This is a genomic window from Legionella qingyii (assembly GCF_003184185.1).
Genome location: NZ_QHJG01000035.1, coordinates 14,647 through 35,287, shown reverse-complemented (window position 1 = coordinate 35,287; position 20,641 = coordinate 14,647). Strand labels below are relative to the sequence as shown.

Genomic DNA, 20,641 nt, shown 5'->3' with positions numbered 1-20,641 from the left:
ATGATGCTCCAGAAAAGCATCAATTTGCTTGATAAAGTCACACTTTGCACTTTTTGCGGTTTATAGTCCATAATTCTATTCATCCTAATATGAAAATTTCTCAAACGAGTTTAAATTCATGGAAGATATAAATGATTTATCAGCTAAATATTATACCTTATTTGAAACAGCATATGATGCGATTTTTGTACTGGATGGAAATTGTTTTGTTGACTGCAACAAACGAGCTGAAGAATTATTCGAAACCACTCATGATAAACTTATAGGTTCCACTCCAGCCGATTATTCTCCAAATTATCAACCTGACGGTGAGCTTTCAAAGGAAAAAGTTTTTAAAAAAATCGAACATGCTCTATCTGTAGGTCCTCAATCTTTTGAATGGGAACATCAACGTGAAAATGGCTCGAAATTTATGGCCGATGTCAGTTTAAATAAATTAACGCTCGGGAATAAAGTTTTATTACTCGCAATAGTACGTGATATCACCGAGCGAAAACACACAGAAGCTTTATTGTATGATAGTGAAGCACGCTTCCGAGCCTTAAGTGAACAATCGCTCATTGGAATCTATATTATTAACAATAATGTTTATACTTATGTAAATTCTGCTTTTGCCAAAATCATTAAGTGTACTCCAGATGAATTAATTGGAACCGACCCAATACTTCATTTTCATCCTGATAGCAGAGATTTTGTGACGAAGCAAATATTGGAAAAAATATCTGGGAATTTAATTTCGACGCAATACCAAGCTAAAATCTTAGCAACAGATAATGCGACAAGACATGTCGCGATTTACAGCACCAGGATTATCTTAAATCACCAGCCTGCAATCATTGGAAGTATTTTAGATATCACAGAACAGAGGCACGCACTCGAAGAACAAGAAAAAAATATTCTTTTTCACAAATTATTAACTGATGTATCCAACCGACTTTTGAATGCAAAATTAGGGCAGTTGAATCAAGAAATGGCGGATGGAATGCAGCGAATCTGTGAAATGCTCGATATTGATGCCGTTGTCATCTGGGAACCCTTTGATAAATCGAATTATTTATTAAATAGTTATCATCGCCGGCAAGTTGGCCCTGAAATTCCCCAGAAAGCCTATGCTAAAGATTATTTCCCCTGGTGCGAACAACAACTTAAATCAGAAGAGTCTCTTGTTTTATCATCAATAAAAAATGATTTGCCACCCGAGGCAAAGCTAGATAGAGCGAGCTTTAATTATTTTGGAGTCAAGAGTGTAATTAATTTTCAACTTAAGGGTGAGCAAAAGAATATTATGGGTATCATTTCTTTTAATATGATACGTAATGAACGAATATGGACGGTTGATGAATTTAATAAATTTCAAATGGTTTCTCATTTATATTCCAATGCATTTTCTCGAAAAAAAGCCGAAGAAAAATTACTTGAAAGCGAATCTCGTTTTCGCATATTGAGCAGCCACTCTTTGATTGGCGTTTTTATTGTCCAGGATGAACTATTTACTTATGTGAACTCAGCTTTAGCAAGTGTATTTGGTTATACTAGTGGTGAGATGATTGGCATGAATATAAGAAACTTGGCCCATCCTGATGAGATTTATAGAATGAATGATACCGTGTTAAAAAGATCTCAAGAAATAGATATTCCCCTTCACTTTGAATTTTTGGGCGTGAAAAAAAATGGGGAACAGATCAACCTGGAAGTTTATAGCTCCGAAACTATTTTAGAAAATAAACCTGCAGTAATTGGATCGGTTTTGGATATTACTGAACGGAAATTGGCCGAGCAACAATTAAAAAATGCCTATACTAATCTTAAAAAATCTCTTGATGATACAATTGTTACTATGGCAAAAATAGTCGAATTACGAGACCCGTATACGGCAGGCCATCAAGAGCGGGTAGCTCAGCTTGCTGTAGCTATTGCTACAGAAATGGGAGTGGATCCAAATCTTATTGAACAATTAAAAATGGCTGCCATAATCCATGATATAGGAAAAATTAATGTACCTACTGAGTTATTAAGTAAACCGGGAAAGCTAGCCGATTTGGAATTGCAGCTGATAAAGACGCACGTACAAAGTGGGTACGAAATAGTAAAGAATATGAACTTACTTCCTGATGTAGCTCAGATTATTTATCAGCATCACGAACGATTGGATGGTTCTGGCTACCCCAACCATTTAAAAGGTAATGATATCCGTCTCGAAGCAAAAATACTTGCAGTTGCAGATTTAGTTGAAGCGATGTCTTCCCATCGCCCCTATAGGCCTGCTCGTGGAATTGATGTGGCTCTTGATGAATTATGTAAAAACAGCGGGGAGCTATATGACCCTGAAGTTTGTAAAACCTGCATTAAGATTTTTAAAGAAAATAAATTTAAATTTCATTATGGTGCTTCTGTAATGTAGATGTCTGCCTTGGGAGGGGCGTAAGTCTTGTTTGAAAAGCATTCTTCGGTCTTTTTTGAATTTTACTAATTTCAAGTGATTCTTGAGTGTCTTTGTGTATTGGTTTTAAAAAAGCGATCAAAATAGCTACTTACAACTCGGGTTATTTGTCTTGCTTTGGGGTGAATTTGAATTATGTAGTCGTTAATTGCGACCAGACCATCTTTAACTAAGTTGTCTAGCGAGCGAAGTTCACTATCAAAATAATCAAGAGGATAATTAAACACAGCACAATGTTTTTTGAGATCCACTTCAAGATAACACATAATATCATCAATAATCGCTTTCCTTAGTTGATCTTCAGTGCAGATCTCCATACCGCGCACAATGGGTAATAGATGATTTATGACGGTGTTTTTATACTGCTTTAGGTCGGATGTATTTTGCGCATATCCATGAGTTAATTGACTGATCGATGAAGCTCCTAACCCAATAAGATGAGATGCACTCTCAACACTGTATCCTTGAAAATTTCTTTTTAGTGTTTTTGTATTTAACGCAAGTGCCATGGGGTCTGTTGGTTTAGCAAAATGATCTAAGCCAATAGGTAAATAGCCTTTTTGTTTAAGTTGTTCAGAAGCCAGGCAAAACATTTCTATTCGACTGGCATCATTTGGGAGATCCTCTTCCTGGATTAGTTGCATGTGCTTTTTCATCCAACGGACATGAGCGTAGGCAAAAAAGGCAATCCTACTTGGATTTAATAAAGAAACTGCTTCTATATTATTTTCAATACTTTCTATTGTTTGTTTGGGTAATCCATACATCAAATCAAGGTTTATGTTGTTAATGCTATACTGTCTAAAAAGATTGATGCATGATTGAACCAATTCGATTGGTTGCTCTCTATTGATCGCCTGTTGAACGTCGGGGTTAAAATCTTGTGCGCCAATGCTTATTCGATTCACAAGGGCACTAGCATAGGCGCTTATTTTTTCTTCATTGATAGTACGAGGGTCGACTTCTATGGCTATTTCTGCATGAGGTGCTACATGAAATGCCTCTCGAATACTTCTCATCAACTTCAAAAATAATTGAGGAGATAATAAGGTTGGTGAGCCCCCACCAAAATGAATATGAGTCACGTTCAAGCATTGGGGGGGCAGTAGTCTGGTAACTAAGTTTATTTCTTGTATTAATACCTTAACATACTCTTCAACAGCGGATTCTTTGTTGCTGATTTTAGTATAGCATCCGCAATACCAGCACAATTGCTGACAGAATGGAATATGAATATATAAAGACAAAGTGTCCTGGGCTGGGATAGCATGAAGCCATTGCGAATAAGTTGTCGCATTAATCTCAGTAGAAAAGTGAGGAGCGGTTGGGTAGCTAGTATACCGTGGAAACTGCCCCTCATAGTTTAATATTAATTGTTCAGAAACATCATTTAAAAACATAATCGAACCTTTTCAATAAGCGAAGTGATGGGGCTAGTTCTGCCTGACAAATAATCCATAATGATACGTTTAAAAGGTAATAAATCGTGATTGGCGAGTCGCAAGGTACACTGGCTAAGTAGCTGAGCAAAAACTGTATTTGTTGTGAATAAACTGACTATCAAATTAGTACCATGATACATTAGCTTTGTAGCGTGCCTATGCTCAGATTGGTAACGCTCTAAAATTTCTATCGAACCAATATCTTTATTTTGTGCAAGTGCCCATCGAATTGCATTTGCCAATGATTCAGACCCCTTCAATCCCAGATTAAAGCCATGGGCTGTCACAGGATGCATACCTACGGCTGCATCTCCTATTAAAGCAAACCGTTCATCAACAAATCGTTGAGAATAAACACCGACTAATGGATAAAAAAATCGCTGACCTACTGTTTGGATCGTTCCAAACTGTTTTTCAAACTGATTCGCTAAATTTGAAATAAGTTGTTGATCATTTAGACTTTTTATATAGCCAACCTTATCGGGAGAAACCGTCATCACCAGTGAGGATGCATGGCTAGACATAGGTAAAAACGCAACTACTTTGTCTGTGTCAAAGTATTCAAAAGCACAATGATGGTGGGGTCTTTCATGTTCTATTTTGCATAAAATCATTACTTTCGAGAAATCATGGGCATCAGAAGGAATCCCTAGCTTTCGACGAGACTCGGAGAAACGATTATCAGCAGCTACAACAAGTGATGCTTCAATAACTGATTGATTAGATAGATAGACTGTACGTGTACGGTGACCTTCTTGAATATCTTCCACTGTAGTATCAGTTATCACTTCTATATTAGAATAAGAGCAAACAACCTCATACAATGCTTTTTTAATTAAATGATTTGAGACTAAATATCCTAAAAGGGCGCCTTTATCGTTAAAGTCTAATGCATACGATGAGCCACCACTGAGCACTTTTGCTTGTTTAATTGGAAAAATAAATTCCGGATTAATCTTGTCCCAAGCATTGAGCCTCTTTAGACAGTTGATAGTCGGAGTGTTGAGGGCAATTTCTCGACCATCGTAATCGGGATATTGCAAAGCCCGAACTGGTAATTTATCCAGTATAACTATTTTTAAATTAGTATTGGCAAGGGAAGCTGCCAGGCCTAACCCTGTAGGGCCTGCACCAATGATGACAATATCTTTTCTTGTGCGCATTTATTAATCTACCTGACCCTTAAATTTTTTACGATTCTGAAGTAGATATCTTTTTATCAGTATCCCTTAGCTCCAACCACATTGCGTTTAATATGGCAAATGAACAAGCGAGTCCTGTTCCAAGAATCCAAGAGAAATACCACATTTTTTTCTCCTTAATATCAGTATGAAGTTGTTTGTTCTTTAATAGTCTTTTCATTGACCTTTCCGCGAAGGACCCGATAAACCCATGCAGTGTACGCTAGTACAATTGGAAGAAAAATTACTGTTGCAATGAGCATAATGAATAAAGTGGTCTGACTCGATGAACTATCCCATACCATCAAGCTGTATTTTGGGTGGGTCGATGATGGAAGAATGAATGGAAACATACTTATGCCCACTGTGGCTATTAATGAGCCAACACTGATACTACTTAATATAAAAGCCATCAATGCTTTATTGGCTAGTAATATAGCTAACCAGGCACACAGAATACTTAAAAGAGGGACTAATAGAGAAATCGGCATATCTCTATAGTTAGTGAACCAAGCACCAATTTGAACATTTACTTCTTTATATAACGGATTAGATGGGCCATCATGAGGCATCACATTATTCAAAACATAGCCATCAATAAAATTAGTCCAAAAGCCCATTAAAATGAATAATAAGGTCATCAATAAAGCCACATAACGCGCGCCATTTCTTGCTTTTTTCTGCAATGAACCTTCAGTTTTTATTTGTATAAAAAAGGCACCATGCATTGCAAGCATTAACACTGAAAGTACCCCACAGCACAAGGCGTAAGGGTTAAGTAACTGAAAAAATGTACCTGTATATATCACTCTTAAACTGTCGTCATAATAAAAGGGTACGCCTTGTAATACGTTACCCACTGCCACTCCAAAAATGAGTGCAGGAACAAATCCGCCAACAAAAAGTAGCCAATCCCAAGTAGATCTCCAAAGAGGATTATCCAGTTTAGATCGGTATTTAAATCCTACGGGCCTTAAGATTAAAGACAGTAAAACAACCAGCATAGCTAAATAAAATCCAGAAAATGAAAGCGAGTAAAGATCAGGCCACGCAGCAAAAATTGCGCCACCTCCTAGAATAAACCACACTTGATTACCTTCCCAAGTTGGTCCTACCGTATTAATTAAGATACGACGTTCGGTATCCGTTTTGGCAAACCAGGGTAACCAGATAGCGACACCCAGGTCAAATCCATCCATGATAGCAAAGCCAATTAATAAAACGCCTAGCAATAGCCACCAAATTACTCTTAAAGTTTCATAATCTAAAATCATGGTACACTCCATATTGAATGTGGGTGATTCGTTGTAATCTTATTTATCTCTAAGCGATGAAGATAAGATATATGGTTCTAATGGGTAACTATCCTATCTGGACCAAGTCGAATGTATTTAACCATAAGGTACAATTCTACTATTGCCAATACGGTATAAAATAATACAAATCCAGTTAATGAAGTCAGTACTTGACCAATAGATAAAGAAGAGGCGCCCATAAAGGTTGGCAACACTCCTTGCACAACCCAGGGCTGTCGCCCATACTCAGCAACTATCCAGCCCAATTCCGCTGCGACCCAAGGCAATGGTAAGGAGTAAAATGCCATCCGATGATACCATTGTGTAGAATGTAGTTTGTTTTTAGTAGAGAGGTAAAAGCCAACAGCAAACAGTAAAATAAAGTAAAAACCACATGCAACCATAACCCTGAATGAAAAAAAGAGGGGGGCTACCTTAGGTTTTAGGTCATTAGCGGCCTGATTAATTTGTTCTTCAGTTGCTTCACTAAGATTTTCTGTGTATTTTTTTAGCAAAAGGGCGTAACCTAAATTGTTCACATGATTTTGTAAACGCTCTTTCGCATCTTTATTATTGGGATCACTTTGTAAGGTGCTTAACGCATTATAGGCTAGCAGACCATCTTTAATCCGATCTTTGCCATCCTCAATTAACTCATTAATACCTAATAAAGGTGTGTTAAATGAACGGGTCGCAATAATTCCCAACGCATATGGAATTTTAATAGTATATTTTGTAGTTTTTGTTAGCTCGTCAGGAATGCCAAAAAGAGTTAAGCTAGCAGGTGCCTTCTCTGTTTCCCACATTGACTCCATTGCAGCTACTTTCATTTTCTGGTCGTCATTGGCAAGATAGCCACTCTCATCGCCAAGGACAACGACCGACAATGCTGAGGCTAAGCCAAATGAGGCTGCTACAGTCATTGATCGTTTTGCGAAATCTATATTGCGATTTCTTAATATAAAATAGGCACTAATGGATAGGACAAACATAGAGCCCGTAACATATCCAGCACTAATAGTGTGTACAAATTTTGCCTGTGCTACCGGATTAAATAAAATATCGAAAAAGCTACTAACCTCCATGCGCATGGTTTGATAGTCAAAGTAAGCTCCCACTGGATTTTGCATCCATCCATTTGCAATTAAAATCCATAGCGCTGATAAATTAGTACCTAAAGCGAGTAACCACGTACATACCATATGTTGAAATTTGGATAAGCGCTCCCAACCAAAGAAAAATAACCCCACAAAAGTTGCTTCTAGAAAGAATGCCATTAATCCTTCAATAGCTAATGGTGCGCCAAATACATCACCTACATACCGAGAATAATAGGACCAGTTTGTCCCAAATTCAAACTCCATCGTTAAACCTGTAGCTACACCCAGAACAAAATTAATTCCAAATAAAACACCCCAATATTTAACCATTTGTCGCCAAATTTCTTTTCCAGTCATTACATAAACGGTCTCCATAATTGCTAAGAGAACAGAAAAACCTAGAGTCAAAGGGACAAATAAAAAATGGTATAATGCTGTTAAAGCAAACTGTAATCGAGACAAATCAACTACATCAGTTGCAGGAATCATTTAATCACCTCTTAATCGCTTGCTGAGAGAGCGTTTGTTCTTGGGGAAAATATGTTAAGGTTATACGACTAACTCACTCGATAGCCTACACCTAAACCAACTACCCAGGGGTCAATATGTACGTTAGTTTCCAATTGAGTGGCAGGGGTGTAAACGGTTACATTGGATTTAACCCAGATTTTTTTAACGTCAGCATTGATAGACCAATTATCATTAATAGCAAAGTCAGCACCTATTTGTAATGCAGGACCGAAACTAGAATCATAATGAATGTTTGTTGCTACTGGCCCACTATTGACATTATAAAAATAGGTGTAATTAATACCTGCGCCAATATAAGGTTTAAAGTGAGGAATAAAATCTAAATGATATTGTGCTGTAAGTGTTGGGGGCAAAACACTGACCTTACCTAAATCCACACTACCTAAAGCTGTATTCGTCGCCTCAACACTGTGACGTGTGGTTGCCAAAATGAGTTCGACTGCAATTTGAGGTGTAACGAAGTAACTAAAATCAAGCTCAGGAGCCACTTGATTGCTTATTTGAGTGACTTCTCCGCCAATGAGACTTATGGTTGAGCTTGAGGCGCTTGGTAATACACCAATAGCGCGTAATCGAACGAGCACGGGTGAATCTGCAATTGCAGGGATGGCTAATAAAAATAATGATGCAGAAATTATTGTTTTAGTTAATACTCTCATTTTGTTCTCGCATTAGTTTTATCAAATTTAGGCGTCCAATCACTTGGTTGAACGTTTATTTTTTTGATTTCTCTGTTATTTGCATCACATTTTACATAGGCCATCCATTCAATTACCTTGATTTATATCATGGAAAAATATAAAAAAACCTAAAAGCAAGATAAGCTGTATAATTTAGCTCTAAAGAGCGTACTCAATCATGAACGGCATCGGTAGTTATTTTAATTGTTAAAATAGAAACAAGAGCTTTATATTTTAAAGTTCCAGGAGTCCCTGATTTAAAGGCTAAGGTAGTATCAGGATCTGTTTTATGATAGGAGTTTTATTTGGTATTGCATGTTTATCTTATGAGCAGTACAAATATTTTTTGTGCTGTATGTCCAAGTCCTCTTAAAATATTTTGTAGAAATAATATTTAGTTCGCATTTGCACCATTTCTATAATTCAATTGAGGAATTAGCCTTTTTATTCACTGATGGTGGCGGTAGATGATGAATTATTTTGTTTCAGTAATAATATAAATGGCAACATGATGATAAAACTCCACATGATAAACGCGAATGTATTGATATAAGAGAGCATTAAAGATTGTTTATTCAGCTCATTCAATAATAAGGCAACGGCCTGCGGATCTGTGACTTTAAGATGCCAAGGACGCAGGTATTCCATAATTGCAGGATTGTAGGGTTGAATAGAGCCACCGATTTGGTTCCATGCCATTTGAGTGTGTCGACTTAAAAACGTAATGGTAATAGAAATGCCAACTGAAGAACCTATGGTGCGCAATAGACTGAACAATCCAGCTGCTTCAGCACGAGTAGAAACCGGTAGGGTTGAAAATGCAACAGAGGATAATGGAACGAATATCAATCCCAATCCAAATCCTTGGAGTATTAATGGCCAAATGAGCCAGGCTATACTAACATCTTGAGAATATTGAGTAGTGATATAAATCCCTGATGCACTCAATAAGACCCCTATCGAAATTAACCATCGTGGTTGAATTTGATTAATCAACTTACCAACAATCATCATACTCAACATACTGGCAATTCCGCGGGGCGCCATGATTAATCCCGCAATTAAAACAGGATAATTGAGTAATCCTTGTAACATTTGCGGTTGGATGACCATCGTTCCATACATACCTAATCCTAGAACGGAGAGTAACATACTCGAAAGAACAAAATTTCGGTCTTGAAAAATAGAAAGGTCAAAAAGAGCATTGGACTTATTTTTTATACTGTATGCTATGAATCCACACAAACTGATGAGACTTAAAAATGTAGCAGTTCTAATATCCAAGGCAGCAAACCAATCCATTTGATTCCCGCGATCGAGAACATATTGAATGGAGCCCACAGCTAAAGCAATGAGTATCATGCCAATCCAATCCATCTTGCGCTCTTTTTTTAGCGTATCAGGAACATAATGAGATACCAACAGCGTCGCAGCAATCCCGAAGGGGATATTGACATAAAATGTCCATCGCCAACTGGCAATATCTGTAAGATATCCACCAAGCGAGGGGCCTAAAATAGGACCTACCATGACTCCCATGCCCCAAATAGCCATAGCTTTGCCACGTTCGTTATCCGGAAAAATATCGGTCAATATGGCTTGAGACAAAGGAACTAACCCAGCCCCAAAAATGCCTTGAAGCAATCTGAAGGCGACCATTTGCACGATAGAGGTTGCCGCACCACATAGAGCAGAGGTGATGGTAAATCCTATAATGGATATAAGAAGAAAGGATTTTCGGCCGAACTTATCGGTAAAATAACCGGTTAAAGGCATAAAAATGGCGGATGCGACCAAATAACTGGTTAAAGTCCAGGTTATTTCATCAGGACTTGTTCCCAGTGAACCCTGAATATGAGGTAGTGCGACATTGACGATGGTCGTATCTAATACTTGCATCAAGGTGGCAGCCATGATGGCGATGGTTATTATCCAGCGTCGAGAGGCCGGTAACGTTTCTGATGGATGATTCATGAGATTTTGCTCACTTGCTTCTGCTGTATGGATTGTAAGTCTACAGTTACCTTAGCAGAGGTCCCCAGGCGTAAAGGATATTGTGAGTCTAATGTTGTGATTTGAATGCGGACAGGGACACGTTGTGTTACTTTAACCCAGTTTCCAGTGGCATTCTGTGGCGGCATTAAAGAAAACGCAGTTCCGCTTCCCCCACTAATACTGCTCACAATCCCAGTAAATTGTTTATGAGGGTACATATCAATTTTAATCGTTGCGAGTTGATTGCTTTTGATATGTTCAAGTTCTGTTTCTTTAAAATTTGCATCGACCCAGAAAGTGGTGTTATCAATCATCGCAAATAGTGGTTGGTTTTCTGAAACTACATTTCCTTCCCTAAGAGACAGGTTGCTAACCAATCCGCTAGTTGGTGCAACCACATGTGTATAAGATAGTCTCATTTTGGCTTCTTTGAGTTTGGCTTCTGAAAGTTTTAGGGCCGCTTTGGCACTTTTAAGTTTTGCTTTTACATCATCTCCTGCTTGAAGGGACATTACTTCGTTCCTGACTAACTCTCTGGTCCGAATTGATGTCGATTGAGCATGTTGTAGATTGGTCTTATCAATAAGATATTGTGCCTCAGCCTGTTCCACTGCAACTTCAAAAGGCGTAGGGTCTAACTCAAACATCATTTGACCTTTTTTAACAAATTGATTGTTATCCACATAGAGGTGTTTTACCTGACCGGTTACACGTGATGCAATCTGTACTATATTGCCATTGATATAGGCATCTTCTGTGCTGACGTATTGCTGAGAATTGAACCAAAAATACACAACAGCCAATGCCGTCAATGTGACGCTGCTTCCGATTAGAAAACGTTTCCATTGAACTATTCTGTTGCGCAAACGATGTGTTATTGATTTTTTGATGATTATTGAGTTACTCATAAGATTCCTCGGCGGTTTTCTTAATTTTTTCTAGTGTGGCAATACATGCTTTTAATTCTGCTTCAGTTAGAGAGGCGAGTAATTCCTTTGATAGTTCATCGGCAGTGTTTCTTATCTGTCCAAGAGTCAATGTCGCTTTTTCAGTGAGGCAGATTACTTTGACTCGGCGATCGTGAGTCGCATCCTGTCGAATGACCCATCCTTCTTTAGCCAAGCGGTCAATTAAACCGACAACAGTCGGGGCCTCAAGACCTAGTTTTTTAGCAAGCTGAATTTGGGTTAGGGGAGAGGTCTCAATTGAGAGAAAAACTAAAGCACGCCACTTTGCCTGACTTAGCCCTAATGGTTTTAAGCGCTTATCAAGTAAGTTTCGCCAAGCTGCTGCAGTTTCATAAAGTACCATAGGGAAATTTTTCATAATTCATAACCTGTACATTAGTTCATGATTCGCTTTAAGTTATAAATACCTTACAGCAAATAAATATCTATCGTCTGCACCAAAAAAATTCTGATTTTGTTAAATTTTTTAATTTTTTCACTATTTTTAAGAGTGAAGCCCTCCGCCCAATGCAAGATACAATTGAATCGTATCTTGATATCTTTGTGCCTGGGCATTGACATAGCCCAAGCGCGATTGAGCATACAATCGCTCTGCATCGAGCACTTCCAAAACACCGACCACGCCAGCACTAAAGCTTAACCTTGCTATGCGAAGAGATTCTTTAGCGGTTAACATGGCTTTTTTTTGTAATGCAAGCTCTTCTGCATCATGTTTTAAGGCATACAATAAGTTGCTCACCTGATAAAATGCGTTAAGTACAACTTCTTGATACTGTGCAAAAGCAGATTGGTATGCATGGATTGAGGCACGGTGTTGTGCACGCAATGTGCCTCCAGAAAAAACGGGAGTTGTAAAATTACTTAAAAGGCTCCATGCATTAGGTGAAATACTTGATGGTGCTCCGGGAATTACTCCTTCCTGTAAGAGTGTGGCAGAGAGGGTAATTTTGGGATAAAGACGCGCAGTAGCGATTCCAATTTCGGCACAGGCAGCATGCAGACCGGCTTCAGCGGCGAGAATGTCCGGCCTTTTATGGGCGAGTTCTGAGGGAAGCTCTAATGGCAATTTTTTAGGTAATGTAAAGTCTTTTAAATGAAAAATTAAAGAGTGTGAATGATCAGGTATCACTCCCAAAAGAACATTAAGCGTATTTTGTGCAACATGTAATTGTTGATAGAGAGAAGGCAATAACGTTTCATCATTGGTTAACTGGCTTTGCGCACTTAAAACATCACTTCGTGAAGACGAGCCTACGTTAAATGATTTTTGAATCAGCTGTAAATTTTTCTTGTCATCTTGGATGATATCTTTAAGGACATCGATTCGTGCTTTGATTGTAGCAATGGTTAAAGACGTTGTTGCAATGTTCCCCGTCAACGTCAGAAATGCTGCATCCAACTCATGCTGTTGATATAAGGCCAATGCCTTTTGTTTTTCAATCGTTCGCCGTGTTCCACCAAAGACATCAAGCGTAAAAGAAGCATTAGGGCCTATTTGATAATAGGAAAAAGGTTCAATTCTGAGATTAACAGGTCCGAATGTGGCAGGGCCATATTGTTGCCTTCCAATACCCGCATTGAGTCCTGCTTGAGGCCATAATTGTCCTTGGGAAGCTGTAACCAACTCTTTGGCTTGTGCTAAAGATTCTCGCATGGCAGCTAGAGAATAATTCTTCTTGATGCCTTGCTCCATGAGGTTATTGAGTACAATTGAATGGAATTCTTTCCACCAAGTTAGAGATGTTTTTTTTGCTAGATCTATGCTTTGATTCCCAAATTGAGAGGTCGATTTAGAAGAGTATGATTGGTTTATTATTGGCGAGGGACTTATAAAGTCAGGTCCCACAGTGCATGAACATAAAGTGATTGTCCCTATGAGTCCAATCAAACTTCGATAAATAGGTTTCATATGCTTCTCCTTTTCAATTTGGAAAAGCAACGTCTAGGGAGTATCTTTGAATAAACGAATATTGTCTCATCGATCTTTAAAAGAATTTTACTCAATACTTGCCATACCCAAAGCATCTTATCTGTAGCCTCAAAGGCAGTAGAGCGTTGCGTGAGAGTTAGAGGATTCATAACAATAATTAAGAAAAGAAAATTGATATCCGCGATAAAGGGCCAACCACGGCTTATTTCATACGATAACTGACAGTAAAGCTTCATGTTCTAAAACCAATTAACAACTTAATGATTAGCATGCTAACATAATGCAAGATTAAACGATAGAGGATGAGATGCCACCGGGAAACCGTAAATTCTTACATGTCCTCTATTTCAGGCACTCTTATACCAACCGTAACTACTACGCCTATAGATAACTACTCCATCTGGCTTAATTAATAATTATCCATAAAGTACTATAATTATCCTGTGCGAGGTTAATTATGTACATAGATCCGATTGATGACGATGTTATTTCATATAAATACGCACCTTTCTATGCTGAGTGCGATCCAAGAAACGTGATTAATATTGAATCAGGGGACGCCCATGGAATTTTTACCTCTGGAATGACTGAATGCGTATCATTTGCATTTTTTATCAAGGGAAACGATGAAGTTAAGCGCCTGTCTATGATCCATTTACCAGGAGGTATTACGAGCTATGCTTTAGATTCAGAAGTGGGAAAAGAAGTTGTAGCTGCAATGGTGGCTAATGCGCCTAAGGATGCTGAAATTGAAGCAGTAATAGGATTCAATAGCTCACACTATCCAAATGGCTTGTTTGATGATGAAGAAATTTTAGAAGTCCTTGATAAGCAACTTACTGAATTAGGATTCCAGCTCACTAATCTGGAACTTTGTGCTGGGAATGGTCGAAATTTAGACGAATCGGGTTTCAGTTTCGGTATAAATTTTAACGGTAAATATGGTGAATTTATAAACTGCCATGGTCTAGTTGCAAAAGGGGAGTTAAATTCCAAAGAAGCTTGTTTAAATTACAATGATACCCCTACAAATCTCTCTCATCTCATTATCTGATCGCATAATTATTATTCAGAATTATTTCTTTATACACTTATGACAAAGGAAAAGCTGGATTCAATGCAATAATATTCATGTCCAACGCCATCGCATATGGAAGTGCGACAATCTCTTTATTTGCAAGTACACGATAAAAAATAGTTGCGCATAAAGATGCGGATGCAAATGCCCCCGCAGAAAGCTGTGATGCTGGGCAGGGCTTATTCTCGGCCATGAGATCAAATACATTAATTAAATTTGTAGATACCTCTTCGGGAAGATGGGGTTTGATTCGATAAATAAGCTGTTTATAGTAATAGGCATATTCCATGGGCTCAGCAGTGTCGACACTAGAAATGTTGAAGATTTCTTTAAACCAGTTTTTTGTCTGATTTGAAGCCGGGATATAAAAGGCAATGGCTCCCCACCCTGCATTAATTGAGCTTATAACCGGTTTACTTTGCAAATAACATTGTTCGTAGAGCGCAACAAGTCCTTTTACACTTAAAAAATCTATTGTATCTATGATGATATCCGCATTTTCGACAAGTTTTCGAGCATTTTCTTTTGAAATAGGCTCGATTATACATTCAACGTTAATCGCAGGATTTATCAATTGCATCCTCTTTTTTAAGCGTTCAGACTTAAAATGACCAATATCAGTGTAAATGAAGTTTTGACGATTTAAATTGTGGATATCAATTGTATCGTGATCGACCAATATAAAATTAGAGCATCCCAATCGCACAAGTGCTTCTGCAATATAACTACCTAGACCACAACCGGCTATTAATATTTTTACTTCACATATTTTTTTTGAATATCATTATCTATATACCCATAATTTCTTGAAAACATCTCAGCGTTAGACATATAAATCTCCTATCTATTTTTAGAAATAATTTTAATGATCAATTTTTTTTTCTCGATTTGAAATGCTTTTTATATAAGATTCGATAAAGTTGATATAAAGAGACGAATCAAAATTAAATAGTCTTTTTTCGAAGCTACGCGGGATAACCATTAATCTACAGTCTTCCAGTGCCGTTACGGACACATGTCTTAAATAGTTATCATGGTATGTCCCAAACTCACCGAAAATATCGCCAGGATGGATTTGCAAAATAGTTATTGATTTTTTGGATACAATAAGTTCACCCTTTAAAAGAGCAAATCGCTCCTGATGGTGTTCCTTCTCACTAAATAACAGCGATCCTCTTTTAAGATTTAAAAAGTAACAATTTTTGATAAGAAAGTTAATGGTCTCTTTTTTTAAATGGTATAGAAATGATTTTTTATACTTTGAAAAATAAGTAGAATCTATATCATCGATAGTTTTATCCGATGTAAGGTAGTTTTCCAGGACATCTGGCCGAAAATTTTCATAGTCATCTTTTAAAGATTTAGGACAGTATTTTTTCATTAGAGGATAATTTATTGATTTCATGTTTTTCAAAAACTGCATATCAGGCATTACAACAATTGGAATTTCCACCCTGTCATCAAACTGTATGAGTTCTGTGGTATAGGGTCTATAACCGAGCAACATGTAATGTTTGAGTAAACCAGGAGAGCAACTTGCAAATGAAAAATAATTATTAAAATCGCGAATTAACCGGGTCGAGATATGAATGGTATGCAAAACAACAAGATATTTACCTCGTTTACAACGCTGTACTGCCAGCCTTTCCGCAAATGCTATTGATTGATTATGAGCAAGAGGTAACTCATGTAAAAATACTTCAAATTATTTTCTTCTGGTACTAATCCTCGTTCTAAATAATGTACTCTGCATGCACTTGAAATATTTGTTTTATTAGTCGTATAGGTGTGTAATGAGTTTTTTTTATCGTCGAATGCATCTTTAAGAATTTTTTGTTGATGATCATAATTTTCTTCAATCATCTTATGCTCTTCATGATAAACTTCATATCTGAACTTATAAATCTTATTTTTTTCTTCTTCTGTAGATGCTTCTTTGACAGGGATGCACTTTAAGATATGATATTTTAAATATGTTAACATCATCTTATTTCACCTGGGTTAGTCTGATTTTAAACCAATGTTTTTAAAGTATAGTCATAAATTGTCGGTTGATAATTAAAATTAAATGAAATTAATAAAACGGAAAGGCTGCTATTATTGATATGATGTTCTTTAGACGCTTTTGGGGGACTTTCCTAATGTTAACCATAGCTGCTGGGTTAAATTCTTGATGGCTATCTATACGACTCATCAAGTCTTGTAATCGACTTTGGCAATTTTGAGAACGAGTCCTAAACATTTCTGTTTGATTTTGTTTGCGGTTATTGTGGAAAAAGGTAACGGTACAAATATCTGGTTTTAGCTTTTCATAGTTTAGTTTGGCCTGTAACAAGTCTTTTTCACTGGCATGATCGGGATCCATATTTTCTGAAAAAACAGCATATGAGTCTCCATACCGTCGATAACGAGCCTTTTGACTTGGGTCAATAATAAATTGGGCTTGACTGAAATCGTTAACAGGCTCTAACTGAGAGTTAAGGAGAATTTTTTCTTTTCTTATAAATTGCAGTGCTTGTGAAAATCCGCGTTCTTGCAATCTTAAACCTTCTATTTGACCTGCGCGATGCGTAGGCAATTGTATTTCTTCGTTTGACGCTACTTGTTCATTTAATCGAGCTTTAACCCGATCAATTAACTGTTGATATAATTCTTCACGAGTTTGAGGCGGCTGTTCTAGTTGAGATTGAAATAAAGCAAGTCGCTTTTCCAAATGTTGCATTCTTTTATCAAGGCGGTGTACGGTTGTTTCCTGTACTCTATCAACATTGCTTGCAGTAGGCGCTTGTGCCGTTTGCAGTGCTCTAAGGGTCTCTAACTCTGCTGATAGTGATGTTACCTGTTTGTTTGCATGCGTAATATATTCAGCTATAGGCTGATCGATTAATAGAGGTATTTGAAGAAACTCGTTGAGTTCTTCCAGATAGTCGGAAATATCAGCATTAATTTCTTCTATCTCCAACCATTCTTCTTCGAGCTCTTGTAGCTCTTGTTCCAAGTTAGTTAATTCACTTTCTAGTTTTTTAAGTTCTTTGTCAAGCTTTAGAATTTCATTGGCCCGCATATTAGCATCGGCAATATGCATTTCAATTAACGAGTTCTTTTTCGCTTCAGCTTTGGTTTCTTTAAGCTGTTTATCTATTTGCTCTTGGGTCATCTCATTAACATGTTCTACATGTGCTTTATTCTTGGAAATTAATGTCATGAGAAGAAAAAGCAAACGCTGCTGTCGGAGCATTTCATCTGCTGTACTTTCTCTAATCAATTGAGCTTTCGCCTCTTCCTTCATTAGTTCTTGGGCTATCATATTGATAGTTTCGTTTCCGCCAGTTGTTTTCAGAAACTCAACTACTTGTTTGGCTTCTCTTAGTCCAAAACGTGCAAGAAATTGAGTAGCTAAATGAGGATTTGTTTCGGATGTATTTGGTGCATTGTCTCTTTCTATAGTAGCAAACCATTGTTCAAGCTGACTCGAATTCAATGTCATTGAGACTGATTGCGCAGAGTTAGGCACAGAGAACTCCTTTAGGATAATTATTCTGTACAAATTATAGTCTTATTTTCATCTTAAGTAAAGAATACTTTTAGTAAAGGACTGATAAATCAAGATGTTAATCTATGATCTCGTTGACGCCTGAATTTAGCTCGCATGAGATCCTTTAGATAATTCGTTAGTCACTCGATCATAAAGAATTTTTTTCCATAACATCGCTGAGGAAGTGATAAGTAACAAACAGCTAATAATAAATAAATCATAATGCAGCAACGAGCCATATTTTAGCGAGTTAGGAGGAGTAAAGCTAATGGCGAGTGAAATAGTAATGCCAATAAATCCGAGAATCGACGATAAAATAATGAACCAGGAACCGTGTTTTTTTTCTCGCCTGGCTAATCGTATTGCACCAGCAAACATAAACACATACATAAACAAATACATTTGGGTAGCCAAAGTTATCATGAACCAATAGGATGTATTAATACTCGGTAATAATAAAAAAAGGGTACTGATAAATGATACACCACATGCCTGTATAATCAGTAATCCAGAGGAGGATTGTTTGATTGAATTATTGAGCTCATTACTTGCAAATAATAGACCTTTAATCGGGGAGATTAGCCAATTATTGGCACAACCAATACAACCTACCACGATTAAAACATTAACAATGAAACTCAGTTTAGCAAATTGTATTTGAGTAAAAAAAACTTGAAATAGCTGAGGGATACCACTAATAAAATTTAATTGACTCGGCGAAAGTAGCAAAGCCAAAGTCAATGAACCAAAGAGCATCGTAACAAAAATAATAATTACTGAAAGAGCAATAGCCTTGGGAAATGCTCCAGGTTTGCAATCTTGCGTATGAACGCCAGCAATTTCAATACCACAAAAAGAAAGGATGATTGCTGTTAGAGATGTCCATGAATCTTGATGAGAATGTGTTACAAGGTTTAGAGAATGAGGATAAATAATTACCCAGATCAATCCTATAGTCAAAATTAAAATGAAAGGGAGTAAAAGTCCAAATATGGAGCAAAAAATGGTCAATCGATTAGATAAATGGAATCCTTATATATTGATCCAAGTTAAACACCAGATGAGTATGTTAATTATAATAAACAGGAGCGTTTTATTTTCAATAAGATTTGGATTAATGCAATACAAAAATGCACCTGCTATAAAACTGAAAAATGTAGGATATATAAGGACGTTCTGCATCCATTGAAACCAAATAGCGATAAACCCCGCTTTTTTCCCCAAGCTAATTTTTACCCACCCATAAATTCCTTCATGGGATTTAGAGGAAAACCAGCTTGCAATAATGGCACTGGGCAATAAAAAGAAAAACAAAGCCAAACCGAAATACCAAAAAATATCTGTTCCAACTAATGCCGCAGCAGGTAAATTACGAATGCTGTCTACTGAACCCACGGTCATTAGTGTCAAACTAAAAATAGTTAGCTTTTTATTCATTAAAATCTCAGGGATAAACAGCTTAAGCCACCATCAATTTTACGAAACTCGCTTACATCTGTAGTGATTACATGAAAGCCGGAATTATGAACCATTTCTATAGAACGAGGGAAACCTTGAGGCATAATGACGGTATTATTAACGTTAATGCAATTGGCAGCATACGCTTCACTATCATCAATAATTAATTGTTCAAATGACTTAAAGGCAGGATGGTTCACTAATTCACCATTGACCAGTAAACATTTATTCCCAAGGTATGAAACACCTGTTTTTAGATGTAAAAATTTTTTAAGTTCGATCACGGTACTTTTGAACCCATATTGTGCCAATAAAGCTGTCAATTGTGCCACGCCTTCTTTATTGGTGCGTTGCGAAAGTCCTATGTAGAAATGATCTTCTACTTGCATGACATCACCTGCTTCTAAGGTTCCAGGTGCTTCTATTTTATGGGTTCTGGTTTTATAAAAAGTTTGAATACAAGGTTCAATTAAATTGACTTCTTCCTGTCTTGATTGTGCACCCGGACGAGTGAGGAGGGCGAATCTATCTGTAAGGAGTGCAGGATCTTCTACAAAGCAAGAATCAGGAAACGCATCTGATGCGGGTAAAACTGTTACTTCCAGGCCACAGCGAATTAATGTATTGATATAATTTTGGTGTTGCTCCAGGGCTTTTATATAATCAGGTTGGCCTAAGTCTATCGCAGATGTTAATCCATGAATCAAACTGGGTGAAGGTGTTCGTACTATTGCTTGTTGAAACATAATAATTCCCTTTGATGAGTAAATAATCCTTGATGTCGATGCTCCCAAATATTTTGAGTCAAGGCAAGAACCTATGGATGTTTTTCAGTGAGTATTCTAAATAGGTAAATATGTTGGATTTGCAATATATCAATATAACCATCTAATAGATTTGGTAAAAAAGTGACGTCACTTGATTTCTAATCTTCAGGACTTACGAAAAACCCCACTCTCTTCGTTAAAAAATGTTTTTAATTCGGTCATTTAGTCTATCTAAACTCCC

At 37.2% G+C, this 20,641-nt stretch carries 17 protein-coding genes and 1 pseudogene; 2 read left to right on the top strand and 16 right to left on the bottom strand.

Features of this window, described 5'->3' with window-relative positions:
• The first annotated feature begins 118 nt into the window (after window positions 1-118).
• On the top strand, window positions 119-2,401 hold the full coding sequence (locus DGG96_RS17220) for a PAS domain S-box protein (protein WP_110143779.1): 2,283 nt from the start codon (window positions 119-121) through the stop codon (window positions 2,399-2,401).
• A 71-nt stretch (window positions 2,402-2,472) separates the two neighbouring features.
• Here the strand turns inward: DGG96_RS17220 and hemN are convergent, their stop codons facing one another.
• From hemN to DGG96_RS17170, 10 genes are all read right to left on the bottom strand, one after another.
• Window positions 2,473-3,840 carry an oxygen-independent coproporphyrinogen III oxidase gene (gene hemN, locus DGG96_RS17215; RefSeq protein WP_110143778.1) on the bottom strand — a complete coding sequence of 456 codons (1,368 nt, stop codon included), beginning with the start codon at window positions 3,838-3,840 and terminating at the stop codon, window positions 2,473-2,475.
• Window positions 3,831-5,045: a 5-demethoxyubiquinol-8 5-hydroxylase UbiM gene (gene ubiM / locus DGG96_RS17210; protein ID WP_110143777.1), complete on the bottom strand. Its 1,215-nt coding sequence runs from the start codon at window positions 5,043-5,045 to the stop codon at window positions 3,831-3,833. Before ubiM ends, hemN begins: the two co-directional genes overlap by 10 nt.
• Window positions 5,046-5,073: 28 nt before the next feature.
• The gene (cydX, locus tag DGG96_RS17205) at window positions 5,074-5,190 is read right to left on the bottom strand and encodes a cytochrome bd-I oxidase subunit CydX (protein ID WP_110143798.1); all 117 of its coding nucleotides are present in this window, start codon (window positions 5,188-5,190) and stop codon (window positions 5,074-5,076) included.
• A gap of 16 nt (window positions 5,191-5,206) precedes the next feature.
• Window positions 5,207-6,337: a cytochrome d ubiquinol oxidase subunit II gene (cydB, locus tag DGG96_RS17200; RefSeq protein ID WP_110143776.1), complete on the bottom strand. Its 1,131-nt coding sequence runs from the start codon at window positions 6,335-6,337 to the stop codon at window positions 5,207-5,209.
• Window positions 6,338-6,414: 77 nt separating this feature from the next.
• Window positions 6,415-7,947, bottom strand: a complete 1,533-nt coding sequence (locus DGG96_RS17195) for a cytochrome ubiquinol oxidase subunit I (protein WP_110143775.1) — start codon at window positions 7,945-7,947, stop codon at window positions 6,415-6,417.
• Between the two features lie 68 nt (window positions 7,948-8,015).
• Window positions 8,016-8,648 (bottom strand): OmpW/AlkL family protein, encoded by a 633-nt coding sequence (locus DGG96_RS17190; RefSeq protein WP_110143774.1) that lies wholly within the window; start codon window positions 8,646-8,648, stop codon window positions 8,016-8,018.
• 465 nt (window positions 8,649-9,113) lie between these two features.
• Window positions 9,114-10,643, bottom strand: coding sequence for a DHA2 family efflux MFS transporter permease subunit (locus DGG96_RS17185; protein WP_110143773.1), 1,530 nt, complete (start codon window positions 10,641-10,643; stop codon window positions 9,114-9,116).
• A complete protein-coding gene (locus DGG96_RS17180; protein WP_110143772.1) occupies window positions 10,640-11,572 on the bottom strand; it encodes an HlyD family secretion protein in 933 nt (310 codons plus the stop codon). The genes DGG96_RS17185 and DGG96_RS17180 overlap by 4 nt, the downstream gene beginning before the upstream one ends.
• Window positions 11,565-11,990 carry a MarR family winged helix-turn-helix transcriptional regulator gene (locus DGG96_RS17175; protein WP_110143771.1) on the bottom strand — a complete coding sequence of 142 codons (426 nt, stop codon included), beginning with the start codon at window positions 11,988-11,990 and terminating at the stop codon, window positions 11,565-11,567. Before DGG96_RS17175 ends, DGG96_RS17180 begins: the two co-directional genes overlap by 8 nt.
• Window positions 11,991-12,116: 126 nt before the next feature.
• Window positions 12,117-13,541, bottom strand: a complete 1,425-nt coding sequence (locus tag DGG96_RS17170; protein ID WP_110143770.1) for an efflux transporter outer membrane subunit — start codon at window positions 13,539-13,541, stop codon at window positions 12,117-12,119.
• Window positions 13,542-14,019: 478 nt separating this feature from the next.
• On the opposite strand from DGG96_RS17170, the gene DGG96_RS17160 reads away from it, so the two are divergent.
• A complete protein-coding gene (locus tag DGG96_RS17160; protein ID WP_233590535.1) occupies window positions 14,020-14,616 on the top strand; it encodes a hypothetical protein in 597 nt (198 codons plus the stop codon).
• A 37-nt stretch (window positions 14,617-14,653) separates the two neighbouring features.
• Here DGG96_RS17160 and DGG96_RS17155 read toward each other — a convergent pair whose 3' ends face one another.
• The 6 genes and pseudogenes from DGG96_RS17155 to DGG96_RS17130 all read right to left on the bottom strand — a co-directional run bounded on the left by DGG96_RS17155 (window position 14,654) and on the right by DGG96_RS17130 (window position 20,379).
• Window positions 14,654-15,409, bottom strand: coding sequence for a ThiF family adenylyltransferase (locus DGG96_RS17155; RefSeq protein WP_110143768.1), 756 nt, complete (start codon window positions 15,407-15,409; stop codon window positions 14,654-14,656).
• Window positions 15,410-15,502: 93 nt separating this feature from the next.
• The gene (locus DGG96_RS17150; protein ID WP_158618872.1) at window positions 15,503-16,093 is read right to left on the bottom strand and encodes a Crp/Fnr family transcriptional regulator; all 591 of its coding nucleotides are present in this window, start codon (window positions 16,091-16,093) and stop codon (window positions 15,503-15,505) included.
• A gap of 203 nt (window positions 16,094-16,296) precedes the next feature.
• Window positions 16,297-16,626 (bottom strand): hypothetical protein, encoded by a 330-nt coding sequence (locus tag DGG96_RS17145; protein WP_110143766.1) that lies wholly within the window; start codon window positions 16,624-16,626, stop codon window positions 16,297-16,299.
• 88 nt (window positions 16,627-16,714) lie between these two features.
• Window positions 16,715-18,154, bottom strand: a complete 1,440-nt coding sequence (locus DGG96_RS17140; protein ID WP_110143765.1) for a hypothetical protein — start codon at window positions 18,152-18,154, stop codon at window positions 16,715-16,717.
• Between the two features lie 126 nt (window positions 18,155-18,280).
• Window positions 18,281-19,576 (bottom strand): annotated as a pseudogene (locus DGG96_RS17135) (APC family permease).
• A gap of 35 nt (window positions 19,577-19,611) precedes the next feature.
• The gene (locus DGG96_RS17130) at window positions 19,612-20,379 is read right to left on the bottom strand and encodes a dimethylarginine dimethylaminohydrolase family protein (protein WP_110143764.1); all 768 of its coding nucleotides are present in this window, start codon (window positions 20,377-20,379) and stop codon (window positions 19,612-19,614) included.
• Between the last annotated feature and the right edge of the window lie 262 nt (window positions 20,380-20,641).